Annotated in this window: 18 protein-coding genes and 1 riboswitch; of the genes, 16 read left to right on the plus strand and 2 right to left on the minus strand. The window is 62.9% G+C overall.

Annotation, left to right across the window (positions count from 1 at the left end; all coding sequences use genetic code 11):
- Positions 1–36: 36 nt before the first annotated feature.
- On the minus strand, positions 37–858 hold the full coding sequence (locus AC1DX4_RS33265) for a HEAT repeat domain-containing protein (protein ID WP_477224352.1): 822 nt from the start codon (positions 856–858) through the stop codon (positions 37–39).
- A 615-nt stretch (positions 859–1,473) separates the two neighbouring features.
- On the opposite strand from AC1DX4_RS33265, the gene AC1DX4_RS33270 reads away from it, so the two are divergent.
- The 7 genes from AC1DX4_RS33270 (at position 1,474) to AC1DX4_RS33300 (ending at position 6,171) form a co-directional block, all read left to right on the plus strand.
- Entirely contained in the window at positions 1,474–2,229 is a 756-nt protein-coding gene (locus AC1DX4_RS33270) for a phage terminase large subunit family protein (protein WP_477224353.1), read from the plus strand.
- Positions 2,230–2,328: 99 nt separating this feature from the next.
- Complete coding sequence (locus AC1DX4_RS33275) at positions 2,329–4,515, plus strand: glycoside hydrolase family 108 protein (RefSeq protein WP_477224354.1); 2,187 nt, start codon at positions 2,329–2,331, stop codon at positions 4,513–4,515.
- 2 nt (positions 4,516–4,517) lie between these two features.
- Complete coding sequence (locus AC1DX4_RS33280; RefSeq protein ID WP_477224355.1) at positions 4,518–4,718, plus strand: hypothetical protein; 201 nt, start codon at positions 4,518–4,520, stop codon at positions 4,716–4,718.
- The gene (locus AC1DX4_RS33285) at positions 4,715–4,954 is read left to right on the plus strand and encodes an ABC transporter permease (protein WP_477224356.1); all 240 of its coding nucleotides are present in this window, start codon (positions 4,715–4,717) and stop codon (positions 4,952–4,954) included. Before AC1DX4_RS33280 ends, AC1DX4_RS33285 begins: the two co-directional genes overlap by 4 nt.
- A complete protein-coding gene (locus tag AC1DX4_RS33290; protein WP_477224357.1) occupies positions 4,939–5,133 on the plus strand; it encodes a hypothetical protein in 195 nt (64 codons plus the stop codon). The genes AC1DX4_RS33285 and AC1DX4_RS33290 overlap by 16 nt, the downstream gene beginning before the upstream one ends.
- Before the next feature lie 97 nt (positions 5,134–5,230).
- The gene (locus AC1DX4_RS33295; protein ID WP_477224374.1) at positions 5,231–5,548 is read left to right on the plus strand and encodes a hypothetical protein; all 318 of its coding nucleotides are present in this window, start codon (positions 5,231–5,233) and stop codon (positions 5,546–5,548) included.
- A 152-nt stretch (positions 5,549–5,700) separates the two neighbouring features.
- A complete protein-coding gene (locus tag AC1DX4_RS33300) occupies positions 5,701–6,171 on the plus strand; it encodes a GNAT family N-acetyltransferase (RefSeq protein WP_477224358.1) in 471 nt (156 codons plus the stop codon).
- A gap of 26 nt (positions 6,172–6,197) precedes the next feature.
- Here the strand turns inward: AC1DX4_RS33300 and AC1DX4_RS33305 are convergent, their stop codons facing one another.
- The gene (locus AC1DX4_RS33305; protein ID WP_477224359.1) at positions 6,198–6,905 is read right to left on the minus strand and encodes a hypothetical protein; all 708 of its coding nucleotides are present in this window, start codon (positions 6,903–6,905) and stop codon (positions 6,198–6,200) included.
- A 176-nt stretch (positions 6,906–7,081) separates the two neighbouring features.
- Here AC1DX4_RS33305 and AC1DX4_RS33310 point away from each other — a divergent pair, with 176 nt between their 5' ends.
- The 9 genes from AC1DX4_RS33310 to AC1DX4_RS33350 all read left to right on the plus strand — a co-directional run bounded on the left by AC1DX4_RS33310 (position 7,082) and on the right by AC1DX4_RS33350 (position 16,155).
- Positions 7,082–8,650, plus strand: a complete 1,569-nt coding sequence (locus AC1DX4_RS33310) for a glycosyltransferase family 39 protein (protein WP_477224360.1) — start codon at positions 7,082–7,084, stop codon at positions 8,648–8,650.
- A gap of 172 nt (positions 8,651–8,822) precedes the next feature.
- Complete coding sequence (msrA, locus tag AC1DX4_RS33315) at positions 8,823–9,341, plus strand: peptide-methionine (S)-S-oxide reductase MsrA (RefSeq protein ID WP_477224361.1); 519 nt, start codon at positions 8,823–8,825, stop codon at positions 9,339–9,341.
- A 326-nt stretch (positions 9,342–9,667) separates the two neighbouring features.
- On the plus strand, positions 9,668–10,705 hold the full coding sequence (locus AC1DX4_RS33320; RefSeq protein ID WP_477224362.1) for a formyltransferase family protein: 1,038 nt from the start codon (positions 9,668–9,670) through the stop codon (positions 10,703–10,705).
- A 60-nt stretch (positions 10,706–10,765) separates the two neighbouring features.
- A riboswitch (TPP riboswitch) is annotated at positions 10,766–10,879 on the plus strand.
- Positions 10,870–11,478 (plus strand): YkoF family thiamine/hydroxymethylpyrimidine-binding protein, encoded by a 609-nt coding sequence (locus tag AC1DX4_RS33325; RefSeq protein WP_477224363.1) that lies wholly within the window; start codon positions 10,870–10,872, stop codon positions 11,476–11,478. (Overlaps the previous riboswitch by 10 nt.)
- 43 nt (positions 11,479–11,521) lie before the next feature.
- The gene (locus AC1DX4_RS33330) at positions 11,522–12,340 is read left to right on the plus strand and encodes an ABC transporter permease (RefSeq protein ID WP_477224364.1); all 819 of its coding nucleotides are present in this window, start codon (positions 11,522–11,524) and stop codon (positions 12,338–12,340) included.
- Positions 12,337–13,104, plus strand: a complete 768-nt coding sequence (locus tag AC1DX4_RS33335; protein WP_477224365.1) for an ABC transporter ATP-binding protein — start codon at positions 12,337–12,339, stop codon at positions 13,102–13,104. Before AC1DX4_RS33330 ends, AC1DX4_RS33335 begins: the two co-directional genes overlap by 4 nt.
- Entirely contained in the window at positions 13,097–14,113 is a 1,017-nt protein-coding gene (locus tag AC1DX4_RS33340) for an ABC transporter substrate-binding protein (RefSeq protein WP_477224366.1), read from the plus strand. The genes AC1DX4_RS33335 and AC1DX4_RS33340 overlap by 8 nt, the downstream gene beginning before the upstream one ends.
- Before the next feature lie 167 nt (positions 14,114–14,280).
- On the plus strand, positions 14,281–14,976 hold the full coding sequence (locus AC1DX4_RS33345) for a methyltransferase family protein (protein WP_477224367.1): 696 nt from the start codon (positions 14,281–14,283) through the stop codon (positions 14,974–14,976).
- Between the two features lie 561 nt (positions 14,977–15,537).
- Positions 15,538–16,155: a hypothetical protein gene (locus tag AC1DX4_RS33350; protein ID WP_477224368.1), complete on the plus strand. Its 618-nt coding sequence runs from the start codon at positions 15,538–15,540 to the stop codon at positions 16,153–16,155.
- The last annotated feature ends 184 nt before the right edge of the window (positions 16,156–16,339 follow it).

The following is a 16,339-nucleotide window of genomic DNA, read 5'->3' on the forward strand; positions in this document are numbered from 1 at the left end:
CCCCGTCTCCCGCATCACCGCTCGGTCAGCGGCAATTCAGGTGATTGCCGGCAATGATGAATGCCATATCGCATGCTGCGATATCTGGTTGTGCTCGATGCAATCCGTTGCCAGTTTGCTGATTTCAGGATCGGCGGACGCCTGCGCCCATTCGACAAAAGCATCAACGACCACCAACCTCGCCCGACTGGCCAGCCCCAGGCCGTAACGCCGCACCACCGGCTCGGAATGGTCGAGCATCGCGCGGATCATGTTTGATGCAACATCTCGCCATTGCTCGGAAATATCTGCTATCGCCAAGAACGCCGTTTGCGGCCTGAGCAATGCCGCGTGCTGGCGCGCAAGCTTCAACTGCCAGTCTTTTGCAAAGCGCACGAATTGGACAGCTCCCATGCGCACGCCCTCATGCTCGTCATCAAGAGCAAACAGGGCTTGCGCCAGATGGTCGCCATCGTTGCGCGTGCTGCATCGCAAGATACACTCTACGGCATCGAAGCGTATGCGCGGGCTGTCATCCCCCAGCAACGCGGCCAGTTCGCCCACCATCGACCTTATGTTCTGGTTCTGAAAGGTGGCCAGAAACACGCCCGCCGCTCGCGTCCGGGCACTGGCCGATGTGAGCAGGAGACGAAGGCTTTCCAACGGCACCGTCTTGCCAAGCTCACCAAGAAGGTCGCTGGCAAGCGCGCCGCCGTGGTCATCGGAGGACGACAGCAGCCGCTGCAGTATTTCCGGACCTGTCATGGCATTTGTCGATTTGCCGAGCGGCAGCAGGATCTTGCCGCCTTCGCTGAAGTAAAGATGAGCGGTCTCGCTGTCCTCGGCGGACAGGCGCATCGCGTCGAATAGATTTGTCATGGCAAAGAGTGGCTTTCCCACCCGCGTAGAGTACAGGCCGCGCAGAATGCTCCGGCCCAAAACGCATCGGTGTCACCAATGCGGGGCAAGACTTACCGGATAAAACCGCAAAGGAAAAGATGAGTGGGCAGCGGTCCGAGAGGGGCCTTCGTAGGGCGCTGCACACCAGCTCAAGCAGCGCCGCCGCCATGGCGTTCCAATGGCCGATCAGGTCGAGCTGATGGTCAAGAAGGTGGATGGAGTCGAGTCAAGGGTATTGGCTGCCCGCAAGCTGCCTGGCGCGGGCCTTCGGATCAGTTGCTTTCCGGGTAAGCGGCTGACACCATATCCTTTCATCCCGTGTAATCTGATTGTACCAGACATTGCATACTTTATTTGGTGTATCCGGGATACAAACTTCGCGTTTGAGCCCTGAAGCAGTGGCGTACATCTTGCAGGTCTTCTTACTCGTATCATACGGAACGTTCGATTGGCATGCTGATGCACTGGCGGCAATGGCGACGACGATTGCTATGCGGATCATGTATCTCCCCCGAGTCATCAGCAACTTCGCATTGATGAACAGTATTATCAATGGCAATAGCTCGTCACGGCGGGTAATTAGGGCAAGCTCAAATGTCCCGTCACGTCACCTTCATGACCATCGACGATGCCGCGCATTACTCGGCGCAGGAACGTGCGGCGATCGTTGCCGCCTATCCCGCGCATGAGCGCGAGGCGCGCGCCCGCGGCATTCCGGTGCTGGGCTCGGGCCGCATCTTTCCGGTGGCCGAGGCGCTGATTGCCTGCGAGCCGTTCCGGCTGCCGCGCTACTGGCCCAGGCTCGGCGCGCTCGATTTCGGCTGGGACCATCCGTCGGCCGCGGTCGAACTCGCTTGGGATACGGAGGCCGATGTCGTCTATGTCACCAAGGCAGTGCGGGCCTCGCAGCAGACGCCGGCGATGCAGACCCTGACGCTGAAACCATGGGGCGAATGGCTGCCCTTCGCCTGGCCGCGCGACGGCCGCCGCGAGACGCTGGAAGGCGCCGGCGTGGCGCTTGCCAAACAATATGCGGCGCACGGGCTGAACATGCTGTCGCGCCACGCGCAATTCGCCGATGGTTCGGTCTCGGTCGAGGCCGGGCTGATGGAGATGCTCGACCGCATGCAATCCGGCCGCTTCAAGGTGTTTTCCACGCTGAGCGATTGGTGGGAGGAGTTCAGGCTTTTCCATCGCAAGGACGGCCAGGTTGTGAAGCTACGGGACGACCTGATGGCGGCGACACGCTATGGCGTGATGATGCTGCGCGAGGCGGTGGTCGATCCGGCGGAGTTCAAGGCGGCGCGACGGCCGGCAGGGCAGAGTGATCCGCTGGGGGCGTTTAGGTGAGAGCAGAGCAGCTGTAGCTTCGTCCCCCAAACTCAATCCGACAATTCCTGCTGCGACTTCCTGCAGTCGCGATGACGCGCAACCAACGGTGCGGAACACATGACCATTTTCACCGAAACCACATTCCGACGCTCGCCGCAGGGCGGCATGAATGCAGATGCGACAGGGCCATTTGGCGAGGCGGCGATCCAGCGGGACGCGACGCTCGGCGCGCAGCCGCATTCATCGAATTCCCACGCTGATGACCTGCTCGTCAGGCTCGCCGGCCCGTATCGAGCGAGGGAGGAGGAGGGATCGGGTTTAGGGGAGATCAGCAGCTCCGATGTGCAGGCCATGTTTGCCGCGAGAGGTGACCGCGTTCGCCGCCTTGCGCCGAATGAACGGATAGGGCAGGCCTTTCAGGATAATCTTCCGATCGACACTTTGCTTGCCGACGTTTCACCCGGCACTGTTGACGGACTTGTCCAGGCCGCGCATGCCGCAAATGCGGAAAGTTTGATCAACGCTAGCGCTAATGTTGCACTCGCTTCCCCGGATACGCGAGCAGCCATTTCAGGCAGGACTGCTTATTCCGGTTCAGTGCCCGGCCCTGAGCAGTTCGCCGCCGTCTTCGGTGCTGAAGAGGGCGGAAAACAGTACAAGACCTTTAAATGGCGGGCTGATGTCAGCCCCTATCTCGCCAGCATGCGCGTCATGCCTGCAAGCGACATTGACACCATGCTTGACGTCGCCATGCCTGCCAGGAATCCGTACAACCCGAAGAAGGCTCCGGCACAGTATAAGCAGGAACAGGCTCGCTACGACCGGGAAATGGCGCAGTTTGAACAGAAGAAGCCACGGTACGATTTGATCAATGACGCGGCCGCCTTGATCTTGCAAGACAGGCAGGTCGACCCCGCGGCCTATGTTCGCCAGGTTCTGCCTGGCGTGGATGCCGCGTGGAAACAGGTCGCCAAGCCAGAGGATTTCGGCGCAGCTGTCGCGCAATCTTTTGCCGCTCAGCGGCAATTGGGCATCAAGAATGTTCAGCCGCTCCCTCTGTCAGTGGCCAAGGACCTGATCAAGACCTGGAGCGACAGCAGCGTGACGCCGGACGCAGAGGAGGCCGAGCGCCAGGTGCTTGAAGCCGTACCCGATCCGAAGCAGCGTGCTGCCGTCGCCAAGCAACTAGCCAACATCAGAGCCGCTCAGACAGAAACGCCAGCGGGCGCATCGGATGGCGAGCCGGACACCAACGAGGTTGGCACGAGCCAGCCCGTGCGGCTCGCAAACAGGCAATTCGCGAAGGTCATCGACTTGTCTCCAGCGGACATTCTCCGGTTGAAGAAGACCCTAATGACCGAATGGGTTGTCAAGGATGGAGATGATGAGGCCAAAGGTATCATCGATACGATCCTGAACCGACTGGCATCAAAGCACTGGGGGAACGACGTATCCCAAGTGGTTAATTCTTGGGCCCAATTCTCTGATGTCAATAGCGTGAGAACCTTGCCCCATGGTCGGAATAACGTGGATCAACCCCATCCGAAAGGAACTCCCATGGACCGCAACTTCGCGCGGGCGCTTGCGCTTGTCTTGAAATCCGAGGGCGGCTGGTCGGACAATCCGGCCGATCCGGGCGGCGCCACCATGAAGGGCGTGACGCTGGCGAACTTTCGCCGCTATGTGAAGGCTGACGCCAGCAAGGCCGATCTGAAGACAATCGGGGATGACCAGGTGGCGACCGTCTACCGGCGCTTCTATTGGGACGCTGTGGCCGGCGCCGAACTGCCTGATGGCGTCGACTATGCCGTCTTCGATTTCGCGGTGAACAGCGGACCGGGCAGGGCAGCAAAATACCTGCAGGCAAGCGTGGGCGTCTCCCAGGACGGGCGCATCGGCCCGGCGACGCTGGCGGCGGCCTGGGCAAGGCCGGCCGGCGTCGTCATCGACCAGCTTTGCGATGCACGGCTGGCGTTTCTCAGGCGATTGCCGGCATGGGCAACATTCGGGCGCGGCTGGTCCGATCGTGTCAAGTCGGTGCGGGCCCAGGCCTTGCTGATGTCGGCCCCATTGGCGGTGCCCGCGCCCGTGCAGCCTGCGACGCCGGCGTCCGGACCGGCCCCGCGGCCGCCCGAAAATGAAACGCCCGCCGGCAACCCGCCCGCGGCCGAGCCGGCGTCGCCGGCACCCGCCGGTTCCGGGATTCCGGTTGCCGCCAAGGCAGGCGGGGTCATCGCCGCCTGCCTGCTCTTCGCCTATGCCGCCTGGCACCACATTGCCGTCGCCTTGCAAGGGATTTTCTGATCATGGCCACCATCACCCAACCGACCATCCGCCCCACCAACAAGCTGACGGCCGCGACCATTGCCGCCGCGGCCGTGTCGGTTTCCGGCGTCTTCGTGCGCAATATCTGGCCGTCCTGGTACGATGCCGAGACCTGGGCGACGCTTCTGCCGATCGCGGTCTTTGCCATCGGCTATCTGGTCAAGGATGAGCCAAACCAATGAGCGCGCTGCTGTCTTTCCTGCTTGGCAATCCGACCGTTCTCGGCATCGGTGCCGCCATCCTGGCGGCGCTCGGCTGGGGTGTTCGCCAGCGGCTTGCCGGCGAGCGCAGCGAGCGTGCCCGGCAGGCGGCCGCCGAGGCCGCGGCGCATGACATCGCCGACCAGGTCCAGAACGACATCGGCGCGCTGCCGGCTGCCACCGCGCGAAAGGAGCTCAAATCATGGGCAAGGGATTGATGCTTGCGGCCGTCCTGGCCGCTCTGGCCGGCTGCACGACCGTCAGAGGCGGGTTCTGCTCTGTGTCCAGTCCGCTGCGCCTGTCGGCGACCGCTGTCGATGCGCTGTCGGACGCCGAGGTCAAGGCGCTGCTGGCGCACAACCGCAAGGGCGAAAAGCTATGCGGGTGGAAGCCATGACGGTCGTCGCCCTGGACTCAGCCATGCTGCTCGGCGGGCGGATCATATTCGGAGCCGCAGCGGTCTTCGGCCCCCTCATCGCGAGGGCGATGAAATGATGCACGATGTCTTCGACCTGCTCGGCATCAAGGGACCCGTCGTCGTCGCCGGTCTGGCCGGTGGTGTGTTGCGCGCCCTGTCGCGGCACCGCTACAAGCTGCGTGAAATGGTGGCGTCGCCGATCTGCGGCGCGCTCGCCGCCGCCTATCTGACGCTGCCCGTGGTCCAATATTCCCGCGCCACCGGCCTGCCGCTGGCCAATGACGACACCACGACGCTGGCGGCGGCGTTTCTCATCGGCGTCTGCGCCATGTGGATATCGGATATTCTGTTCGAGGTGATCGTGCGGAAGTTCAGGCCAACTCCTGAGGAATAGCTCCAGGCTTTTTCCAGCGTCCGAGAATCCAAAGCCCGCCTCGGCTCACGCCGGGGCGGGCTTTTTGCGTTTGTGGCCCCTGACCGGCCACTGCTATATCCGGTGCAAGGCTGCCGCACTGGCGGCGGCGTTGATCCAGCCCGGGCTTTTCGATGCAGATTGAACGATATGACGGGGATCGCGAGGCCTTACGGCCGCTGTTTGCCCTTGCCGACGATTCTCCGACGCAGATCTCCAACTATATCGACGAGGGCGAGGTGCTGGTTGCGCGCGATGGCAACAGGATCGTCGGCCATGTGCAGGTCATCGAGACTGGTGAGGGCGACGTCTTCGAACTCAAGAGCCTGGCGGTCCGTCCGGCAAGGCAGAGCGAGGGATTGGGGCGTACCCTTGTCGCGGCGGCAATCAATCGCTGCCGCGAGCGCAACGGCCGGCGCCTGATCGTCTCGACCGCAACGGCCGATATCGGCAATCTGCGCTTCTACCAGAGACAGGGCTTTCGGATGTATCGCATCGTGCAGGATGCGTTCGGACCATCGACCGGTTACCCCGAAGGCTTGGCTGTGAACGGCATTCCGCTGCGCGACCAGGTGGTCTTCGAACGCGACCTCGGCGCGGATTGAGGGATCCTCCACCACCTCGCGCTCCATTAGGCCAGAATGTTGACGGCACGGGCCGCGACCAGCGCGATCGTCAGCAGCGAGATCATCGCCTCGGCCATCATCAAAAGCTTGGCGCGCTGGGAGAGGGGCAGAGTGTCGGTCGGCGAAAACGCCGTCGCATTGGTGAAGGCGAGGAAGAAATAGTCGACGAAGCCCGGCAGCCAGTGGCTAAGCTCGCGGTCATTCAAGGTCATCTGTGCAAACAGGAAATCGGCATGCGCCAGCTTGACGAGGCCACAGGTCGGCGGCCCGCCGCGGTCGGTGCTCCAGAACCACAAGGCGAAGACGATGACGTTGGTTACCCAGATGTTGAGGGCATCAATCAGCAGCGTGGTGCCGCTGTTGCCGGCATGGCCCTCCAGCAATGCCCGCACCAGCAAGACCAGCGAACCGCAATTCATGACGCTGATGATCGCGGTCATGGTCAAAGCCGTGCGGCGAATCATGACGCGAAACTGGCCAATCGCATGCCACTCGTGATCCTCGACCGCCTTTCTGGTGGCGGCCTGCGTCCAGGCCGTCGCCACCGAGAGCGGCAGGAGCAGGGCGGCCTCCAGCGCCGGAGCCAGCCAGCGCGGTCCGAAGGAGAGGTTGTTGATTACGAGAAGCTGCAGGCAGATGATGACGACGACGGCCGCACGCGCCATCCAGAAGTCGAGCGCGCGGTAGTGAATGACGGCGTGCTTGTGACGCATGATGGATCCAGAAGCTTCGGACAGGGGTGATGCACAGGCTGTCTTGCCCGGGCGTGGCAGGAAGCGGCGAATGTCCTGCTCAATCTTGGCCCCGCAATGGCGGTGCAAGTATACATTTTCGTAAGCTTTGATATCGGCACTATTCGAAAAACCGGTCGGTGTGATTTAAGCACCGCATGACGGGAATAGATGACTCCATTGATGGTTGGCTGCCGGCCAGATTGCCTGTCACGGGCATCGACCGTTCATCGGTCTGGCCCGGCCTGCTTCGCCATCCCTGGTATCTGCTGGCGCTTCTGTGCCTGGTGCAGATGCTGTGCTGGACAGTGGTGCCGGCACTGATCGATCCAGCGCCGCCCGGCGATGTCGTGGAAGGTTTCATGTGGGGCCGCGAATGGGTGCTCCTGACCTACAAGCACCCGCAGCTTCCCGGCTGGCTGCTCGAAACCAGCCATCTTCTGACCGGATCGTTCCACTGGCCGCAATATCTGCTCGCCCAGCTGACGATCTCGGGAACCTTCGTCCTGGTCTATCTGCTGGCCCGCGACATGCTCGGCCAAAGCCGCGCGCTGGCTGCCGTGCTTTTGATGCCGTCGGTCTATTTCTTCGGCTGGCCGACCCCGCAATTCAATCATGACTATGCGCAGATGCCGTTCTGGGCGGCCATCTGCTGGCTGCTCTGGCGCGCCGGCCGCGGCGGCGGGCCGGGCTGGTGGCTGGCACTCGGACTGGTGTCGGGCGTCGGGCTCTATGCCAAGTTCTCCACCGGCCTGCTGCTTGCCTTCGGCGCTCTCTGGCTGTTGTCCGATGCACGCGCGCGCAGCCGGCTGGCGACGCCTTGGCCATGGGTTGGCCTTGCCGCTTTTCTCGCCATTGCCACGCCGCTGGCCATCGCGCTCTACCGCATCGATTTCCTGCCGCTGACCTATTTCGCCGGCCGCGACGAATGGGTGACCGAACACCGTGCGCGCCTTTATTACATCGGTGTCCAGCTGGCCGGGCTCTCCGGCTTTTTTCTGGTGCTGGCGATATCGGGGCTGTTGCGGCGCTCGCCCGCCCCCGAAACACCGGTCGGGCGCGGCATTCTGGTCTATCTCGTGTGGATGGGGCTCGGGCCGGCGGCCCTGATCATGGTGGCCTCGCTGTTCACCGGCACCGGCGAAGCCTGGGGCGCGCCGATGTACAATCTTGTCGGTGTCGCGGCGCTCGCCTTCCTCGGCCACCGGCTCGGCGCCATCGAGATGCGAAGGCTGGCGATCTGCGCGTTCCTCTGCATCGTCACCATGTCAGGCGCCTATGCGGCCATCCGCTGGACGGACTGCAATGTGCGCGGGCGCATGGACGCCGTCTGCTGGCCGGCGCAGCCGATCTCGGACGAGGCCGAGGCGGTCTGGCACGCAGCTGCACCCGGCCGGCTCGACATTGTCGGCGGCAACACCCAGTTGGCCATGCTGGCGGGCCTCAATGCCTATGACAAGCCGTCGATCTTCACCGACCTCGATATGCGGTTCGCGCCCTGGATCACCAGGCAGCGGTTGCGCGACCACGGCATGCTGATGGTTTGGCCGGGTCATGGCGTGCCGCCGCAACTGCGGGCATGGCTTGGCAACCTCCCGGTCAAGACCGTTCTTTTCAACTGGTCGCGCAAGGCGCCGCCCGTGCCCATCAGCTTTGCCGCCATTCCGCCCGGCACGCGGTATCTGCCGATTGATGCCGACAGCCGGACCCGGCATCCGCGCGGCTGAGGCGGTTCGATCCCTGACCAGGCCGTGATATCGTTCGCGCATGGCCGCGTTCGTTGCACGCGACTGGACGAAGCAGACGACAATGCCCATTTATTGGGAAATCCAATTTGTCTGCGCAATTCCGGACGGGAAACTGTCACACAGCTGGGATTGCCTTTTGAGGAGACGTGACATGGCGACTTCGACCGAACGCGCAGTGCTGGCCGGTGGCTGTTTCTGGGGCATGCAGGATCTGATACGGCGCTATCCCGGCGTCATCTCCACCCGTGTCGGCTATAGCGGTGGCGATGTACCCAACGCCACCTACCGCAACCACGGCACCCATGCCGAAGCCATCGAGATCAATTTCGATCCCGCGGTTATCAGCTATCGCACGCTGCTGGAGCGCTTTTTCCAGATCCACGATCCGACGACGCGCAACCGCCAGGGCAACGATGTCGGGATGAGCTACCGTTCGGCGATCTACTATGCGAGCGACGAGCAAAAGCACGTCGCTGAAGACACCATCTCAGATGTCGATGCCTCCGGCCTGTGGCCCGGCAAGGTCGTCACCGAGGTCGCGCCAGTTGGTGCCTTCTGGGAGGCCGAGCCCGAGCACCAGGACTACCTGGAGAAATATCCCAACGGCTACACCTGCCATTTCGTCAGGCCGGGCTGGAAGCTGCCGGTGCGCGAGAAGGCCGTCTCGTAAGGTTTACGGATCATTTTCGAGGAGCAGGGCGGGACAATTCCTGTGGCCGTGTGAAGACCAACTGTCAGCCGCGGCCTGGCGATTGACAGTTGGTGGCGTTGCTGGCCAACTGCGCATGCTGATTTGCTTCAGGAGATACGCATGAAGAAAATCTATGAGAAGCCACGTCTCGTGAAGGGCGGACGGCTTTCCGATGTCACCGCCACCTTGCCGTCTTCACTTGTCAAGGCTCCCTGACCGACGGGCTTTTACGTTGCAAACCGGTCAGGCCCGTCCGATGAGGCTGGCTTGCCGTCTGAACGCCCCCCGATGGGGAGTGGTTTGATGTGCGCCTTGAACGGCTGGTGCTTTTGAGCCCGCGGACCGGGTCCGGCCAGCTTTCCGCCGTGTTCGTGCTCGACATCACCCACTACACCGGGCCGCTGCTGTCAGGATGGCTTGAAGCAGGTCATCTCATCCGCGCGATTGTCGTGCCGGGATCCCGCCAACGCCAAAAACATTTCAGCACCGGCAATTTTCGCCGCAGGCTGAGACGCAGATTGCTGCTCAAACGCTATATCGGCAACACGCCGGCAAGGGTGATCGAATTTGGCCGGCCCTATGATTGGGGCACACTCGGCAGCCAGTTGTCGGAGGTCAGAGCCGACGTGTTGATCTGCTTTGCGTTTCCAGCCCTTGTTCCACCGGACTTGCTCGGTGCTTTCCCGAAAGGCGGGCTCAATCTTCATCCAGCGTTGCTGCCCAATTATCGGGGTCCGCACCCTATCCATCGCCTGGCCGTGGACGGCCAGCACGCCGTTCATGGTGGTGTAACGCTGCACAAGATGTCCGCCGATTTCGATGATGGCGACATTCTCGGGCAAGTGCCGTTTTCCGAAGCAGACTGGGTGTCGCTGCAAACCCTGACCGACAGCGTGGCGACCGCGATGCGCGCGCTTGTGAGCGAGGTCGCACCCGCCTACTGCAAAGGCAGCCTGAAGGGGATGCGGCAGCCGGCCGGTGATTTCGTCTGGGCGCGGCTGGAGTCGGCCCACACGATGATTTTGCCTGAGATGTCGATCGAGCATGTTGCCATGATGTGGCATGTGCTGGGCACCGTTCCAGGCATCTATCTCGATGTCGCCGGCCGCAAGACCAGGCTGGCGTTCCAGGTCAGACGGCTAGGCCCGCCGACGGGCAAGGCGCCAGTCAGACGGTGGGGGATCGTGGAATTCGATCTTGCCGATGGCAGGGTCCAACACCTTACCTACGGCCGTCTGCTCAAACGGCTCTTGAAATTGCATGCCCCGTTCGCGCGCTCTCCAGTCAGGAAGTCGCCCCCCGAAATCCGGCTTTTCGGCAAGGTGGAAGATGGGCAGACGTGAGCGCTGGCGCACTGCGCTGAAAAAACGGCTTCCCCTTCAGTTCGAATGGTGCTTTAACGCGCCCATCCACAGGGGTGCTCCGTACGGTCGGGGCTGAGACGGGGGCGGCAAGCCCACAGACCCTAGAAGCTGATCTGGGTAATACCAGCGGAGCGAGGCGGGCGATGTTTTCAGGCGCACAGATTTCCCTATACCCCATGGCCGACGATTTCGTCGGCGTCATCCTTGGCGCGCTCGGCGCGCTCGATCCCTACCGGGACAGGCTCAGGATCGAGACCGACGACATCTCAACCTTGCTGGTCGGGCCACCGGAAGTGTTGTTCCCGGCATTGCGCGACCTGTTCGTGGCGGCGGCGCGCAGCGGCAAGCATTGCGTGCTGTCGGCGGCCATTTCGCGCGGCTGCCCGGGCGAGCCGGACGATCCGATCTGCCGTTCCGACGCGTTTGGCGGACCTGTCGGGCCGCTCGGCCCACGCAAGGACGCCGCCATCAGCGCCGTGCGCAATGCTGCCGCCACCGGCCAGCCGGCGGCGGCGCAATTCTCACTCTATGTGATGGGCACCGGCGACCACATGGACGAGATCTACGGCTGCATCGATTTCCTGAAGCAGTCCGGCGTCTACGATCGCTCCAAGAACTTCTGCACCAAACTGCGCGGCGATACGGGCGCGATCTTTTCGGCGCTGAACGAAGCCTTCTGCCGCTTCGGGCCGGGCGCCGGCCACGTAACCCTTGACGTCACGGTTTCGGCCAACAGCCCCACCGCTGTCTGAACAGAACGCGTTTCCTACACGCGACCGTCAAGGTTGTCCTTTCGTGGTCTCATCGTCATCCAGCCGCCCGCGCCAGCTCGCGGGTTCCCTTGCCAAGGCAGTACCCGCCATCATCTCGGTCGGGTTGCTCCTTGTGGCGTGGGAACTATACGCCACCTATTCCGGCATCAAGCCGACCGTCCTGCCGGCGCCGTCACGCGTCTTCGAGCAGGCGATACTCAATCGTGACGCGCTGATCGACAATGCCATTCCCACCATCCGCGCCACGCTGATCGGCTTTGCCTGCTCGCTCGGTGCCGCCTTTGCGCTGTCGATGCTGGTCGACTTCTTCCAGCCGCTGCGGCGTGCGCTGTTTCCCGTCTTCATCGTCAGCCAGACCTTGCCGCTGGTGGCGATCGCGCCGCTGGTGGTGCTGTGGTTCGGCTTCGGTCTGGCCCCCAAGGTCATGCTGGTGGCGCTGGTCACCTTCTTCCCGATGCTGGTGGCTCTGGTGCAGGGCTATGAGGCGACCGAGGCCGAGATCGGCCAGATGCTGCGCGCCATGGGGGCAGGGCGCTGGCGCGTCTTCGTGCTGGCGCGGCTGCCGTCGGCGCTGCCCTATTTCTTCGCCGGCTTGAGGATCTCCATCACCTATGCCGTGGTCGGCGCTATCTTTGCCGAATATGCCGGCGCGGCCAAAGGGTTGGGCATCTATATGCTCAACGCCAAGAACAATTTCCGCCCCGATCTGGTGCTGGCCGCCGTCGGTGTCAGTGCCGCGCTCACCCTCGTCCTGTTCGGGCTGACGGTGCTCTTGCAGCGCCTTGCCATGCCTTGGGAGCGGGCCGACCGGCAGCCGGCAGGGAAGGGGCCGTGGCGATGAGCCGGCTCGAACTGCGGCATGTGCGCAAGGCGTTTGGCGGCCTCGATGTGCTGGCCGACATTTCGCTCAGCGTCGATGCCGGTGAATTCGTCTCGATCCTTGGGCCTTCGGGCGCCGGCAAGTCAACGCTGTTCCAGCTTCTGACGGGGGCGGAGCATGGCGAGGGCGAGATGTTCTTCGACGGCGCGCCACTCGACGACCATGGCAGGCATTTTGCATTCATGCCGCAGCGCGACGCACTGATGCCGTGGCGGCGCATCCTCGACAACGCGACGCTCGGGCTCGAAGTACAAGGCGTCAAACGCAAGGCGGCGCGGGCGTGCGTCGCGCCGCTGTTTGCCGAGTTCGGGCTTGCCGGTTTCGAGCGGCATTTTCCGGCACAGCTGTCGGGCGGCATGCGCCAGCGCGCGGCGTTGCTGCGCACGGTGGTGCAGGAGCGCGACATGCTTTTGCTCGACGAGCCGTTCGGCGCGCTCGACGCACTGACCCGCGCGGCCATGCAGCGCTGGCTCGAACAGATGTGGCGGTATCATCGCTGGACGGCGCTGCTGATCACGCATGATGTGCGCGAGGCCGTGTTCCTGTCCGACCGCATCTATGTGCTGTCGGCACGCCCGGCCCGTGTGTTGCGGGAAATCAGGGTGCCGTTGCCGCGCCCGCGCGATCCGACTGGCGCTGCCGCGCGCCAGGCCAGCGCCCTCGAGGCCGAGATCCTCGACATTTTGCTCGACCCGCAACCATCCAAAGGACATGACCATGACTGACTTCACGCGCCGGCAGGCTTTGCTGCTCACCCTTGCCAGCGGTCTTCCGCTGATCGCCGGATCGAGGCGTGCCTTCGCGGCGACGCAAAAAATCACCGTCGCGCTGGACTGGACGGTCAACACCAACCACATCGGGCTGTTCGTCGCCCGCGACAAGGGGTTTTATCGCGAGGCCGGCCTCGAGGTCGACATTCTGCCCTACAGCGATACCGGCGCCGGCACGCTGGTCGCCAACCGCGTCGCCGATTTCGGCATCAACGGCACCATCAGCCTGTTCACCCAGAAGACCGCCGGCGCCGACTTGAAGGCCGTCTATGCCGTGGTGCAGTCCGAAACCGGCCGGGTGGTGTTCAATGCGGCGCGCAGCGGGGTCAGAAGCCCGAGGGATCTTGACGGCTTGACCTATGGCGGTTTCGGCAGCGCCTGGGAAAACGCGCTGATCTCGACCATCATCCGCCACGATGGCGGCAAGGGCAATTTCGAAACGGTGACGCTCGGCACCTCCGCCTATGAAGCGCTGGCCAATGGCTCCGTCGATTTCACGCTCGAGGTTTCGACCTGGGAAGGCGTCGAGGCCGAACTCAAAGGCGTCAAGCAGCGCAGCTTCGTCTATGCCGACTACGGCGTGCCCGACGAGCACACGACACTGATCTCGTCGAGCGAAGCCTATCTCCAGGCAAACCCGGCATTGGCGGCGGCCTTTATCCAGGCGACGCGGCGCGGCTATCAGTTCACCGTCGATCATCCCGGAGACGCCGCCGCGCTGCTGATCGCCGCCAACAAGGATGCCCTGACCAATCCGGCATTGATCGAGGCGTCGCTGAAGGCGCTGATCGACGGCTACTATCTGCGCGCAGAAAATGGCGCCATCGGCACGATGGATCCGGCCAAGATGGAAGCGATCGGCGACTATCTCTTCACCGCCGGCATTTTGCGCGATGCCGACGGTAAGGTCCTGACGCAACGCCCTGATTTCGCGGGGTATTTCGCAAATCTATATCTGGGGTGAGGCTGGATGCGCATCACTCGGTAGTCCACGGCCCACCGGATTGGCATCCGGGCGCATCCTCCCCGGCATGTTTCGAGGGCGTTGCCCCCGTTTGATGCTGATCCGATCTTGCCGGTTAACTGCCCGGCAATGGTTGCGTGCAATGGTCCCTTCGAGGGATCATCGGGGTGCTTGCCTTGCTCACGTCAAAAAGTGAAGCGTTTTCGCAGAACAACGGGGGCGGATACTTCTCCGCCGCGCGAAGGCGTGACCTGCTGGTCGACCTGCGCGAAGGCTTCTTTCGCCTCTGTGCCCTGGCCTGCGCGGGTCTGTTCGTCTATCGCGGCGTGTACCAGGTCGTGGAGGATCCGACCCGGCTCAACGCCGCGCTGGTGGCGATTTCCGAGATACTCACTTTCACTTGGCTGCTGTTGTCTCGGCGTCCGGTGACGCGTGACTGGAATCCGCTCACGGTCATCGTCTCCGTGACCGCCAGTTTCGGGGTTGCGTTGATCAGCCTCGAACCCGGCGTGGCGCTTGTTCCGGTCTATATCGCCGCGCCGCTGCAGTTGGTTGCGCTGTTGTTTGTCATCTGGGGCAAGATATCGCTGGGCCGGTCCTTCGCCATCCTGCCTGCCAATCGCGGCGTGATGACGGGCGGCGCCTACCGGCTTGTGCGGCACCCGATCTATGCCGGCTACCTTGCCGGCCATGTACTTTATCTGCTGTCGGCTTTTTCCTTCCACAACCTCGCGGTCTATGCGGTCATCACCTATCTGCAACTGTACCGCATCGTGCGCGAGGAGGCCCTGCTGGCCGCCGCACCCGAGTATCGCGCTTACATGGAACGTGTGCACTACAGGCTGTTCTACCGGATATTCTGAGGTCAAGTTGGAGCGGCTGATCCCATCTGGCTTGGGGTTGGGGTAACAGCGCTTCCTTAGGGCGGTTCGCCGGTTCACAGAAACGCTGACCGCTCCATCTCTTGTGTTGGCGCAGTTCCAAGGGAAAGCGCAATGCGCTTTTCCCGGGGAAAACCGGTCCTTACATTTCCTGGAACTGCTTTAGGTCGGTCGACGGCCTTGGTTGTTCCAATGCCTCCCGCCGGGTTCTGCAGATCGCTGGCGGGCTCGGCCATCGTGGCTGACGGCCAATCCTTACGCTATGTATCAGGCAGAGATGTCTGTCGCCGAAGGAGCGGTTTCCCGAGAATCGTTTTTCCTTTGATATGATCAAATATATCTATAATATACGCTTCGGGTATGGAATTTTTTTTACATATGTATTAGAGTTTTATTACTGTTAAGGTTTCTGTATTTTATCAATTAATACCATCACTTGCGCAAGTATGCGCTGGTTTGAAACTGAAGCTCACCTGCCGCGTAGTTAAATTAGCAGTTGGTTGTACACCGGCTGCCTTAGCGCAACGACAACAGGAGAGTGTTATGGCTTTTACCATCAAAACAGTCGCCAGTGTGTTGGCAGGTAGTGCAATGGTCCTCGTTCTTGCCATGCCGGCAAGCGCAGCTGGGCTCGGCGTCGGTGTCGGCGCCTCGGTGGGCGGCAGCGGCGGCGTCAATGCCGGCGTCGGCGCTTCTGTCGGTGGCAGCGGCGGCGTCAACGCCGGCGTCGGTGCTTCGGTCGGCGGCTCCAACGGCGTGAATGCCGGGGCGGGTGCGAATATCGGCGGCTCGACCGGCGTCAGCGCAGGGCTCGGCGCTTCCGTCGGTGGTAGCAATGGTGTCAATGCCGGAGTGGGCGCCAATGTCGGTGGCACAGGCGGCGTCACTGCAGGGCTCGGCGCCAATGTCGGCGGCACGGGTGGCATCGGCGTCGGTGTCGGCGTGGGCGTCGGTACTGGAACCAATCCCAGCAATCCGTCAAATCCGTCCAACCCCAGCAATCCCTCGAACCCCAGCAATCCGAGCCTGCCGGGTGTCGTGGCCCAGATGTCCAGCAGCCAGGTGGCGCGCATGAAGAAGCGTTGCGTCGACGTGCTCAGCAGTGAGGGCACCTATGACCGTGACCTGCGTCAGCTCTGCCTGCTGATCGCCCGCCGCTGAGGGCAGGATCGCCAGGAACGGAAGTGCACAACCAGCCGTGAGGCTTGACGGCACTCTCCTGGCCTCCGGCCGGTCGGAAAGCCCGCCATTTCGGCGGGCTTTCTGCTGTGGAGGGATTGGGGGTGGGGGGGGGGGGGGGGGGGGGGGGGGGGGGGGGGGGGGGGGGGGGGGGGGGGGGGGGGGG

Source organism: Mesorhizobium sp. P3_A8, assembly GCF_056402995.1.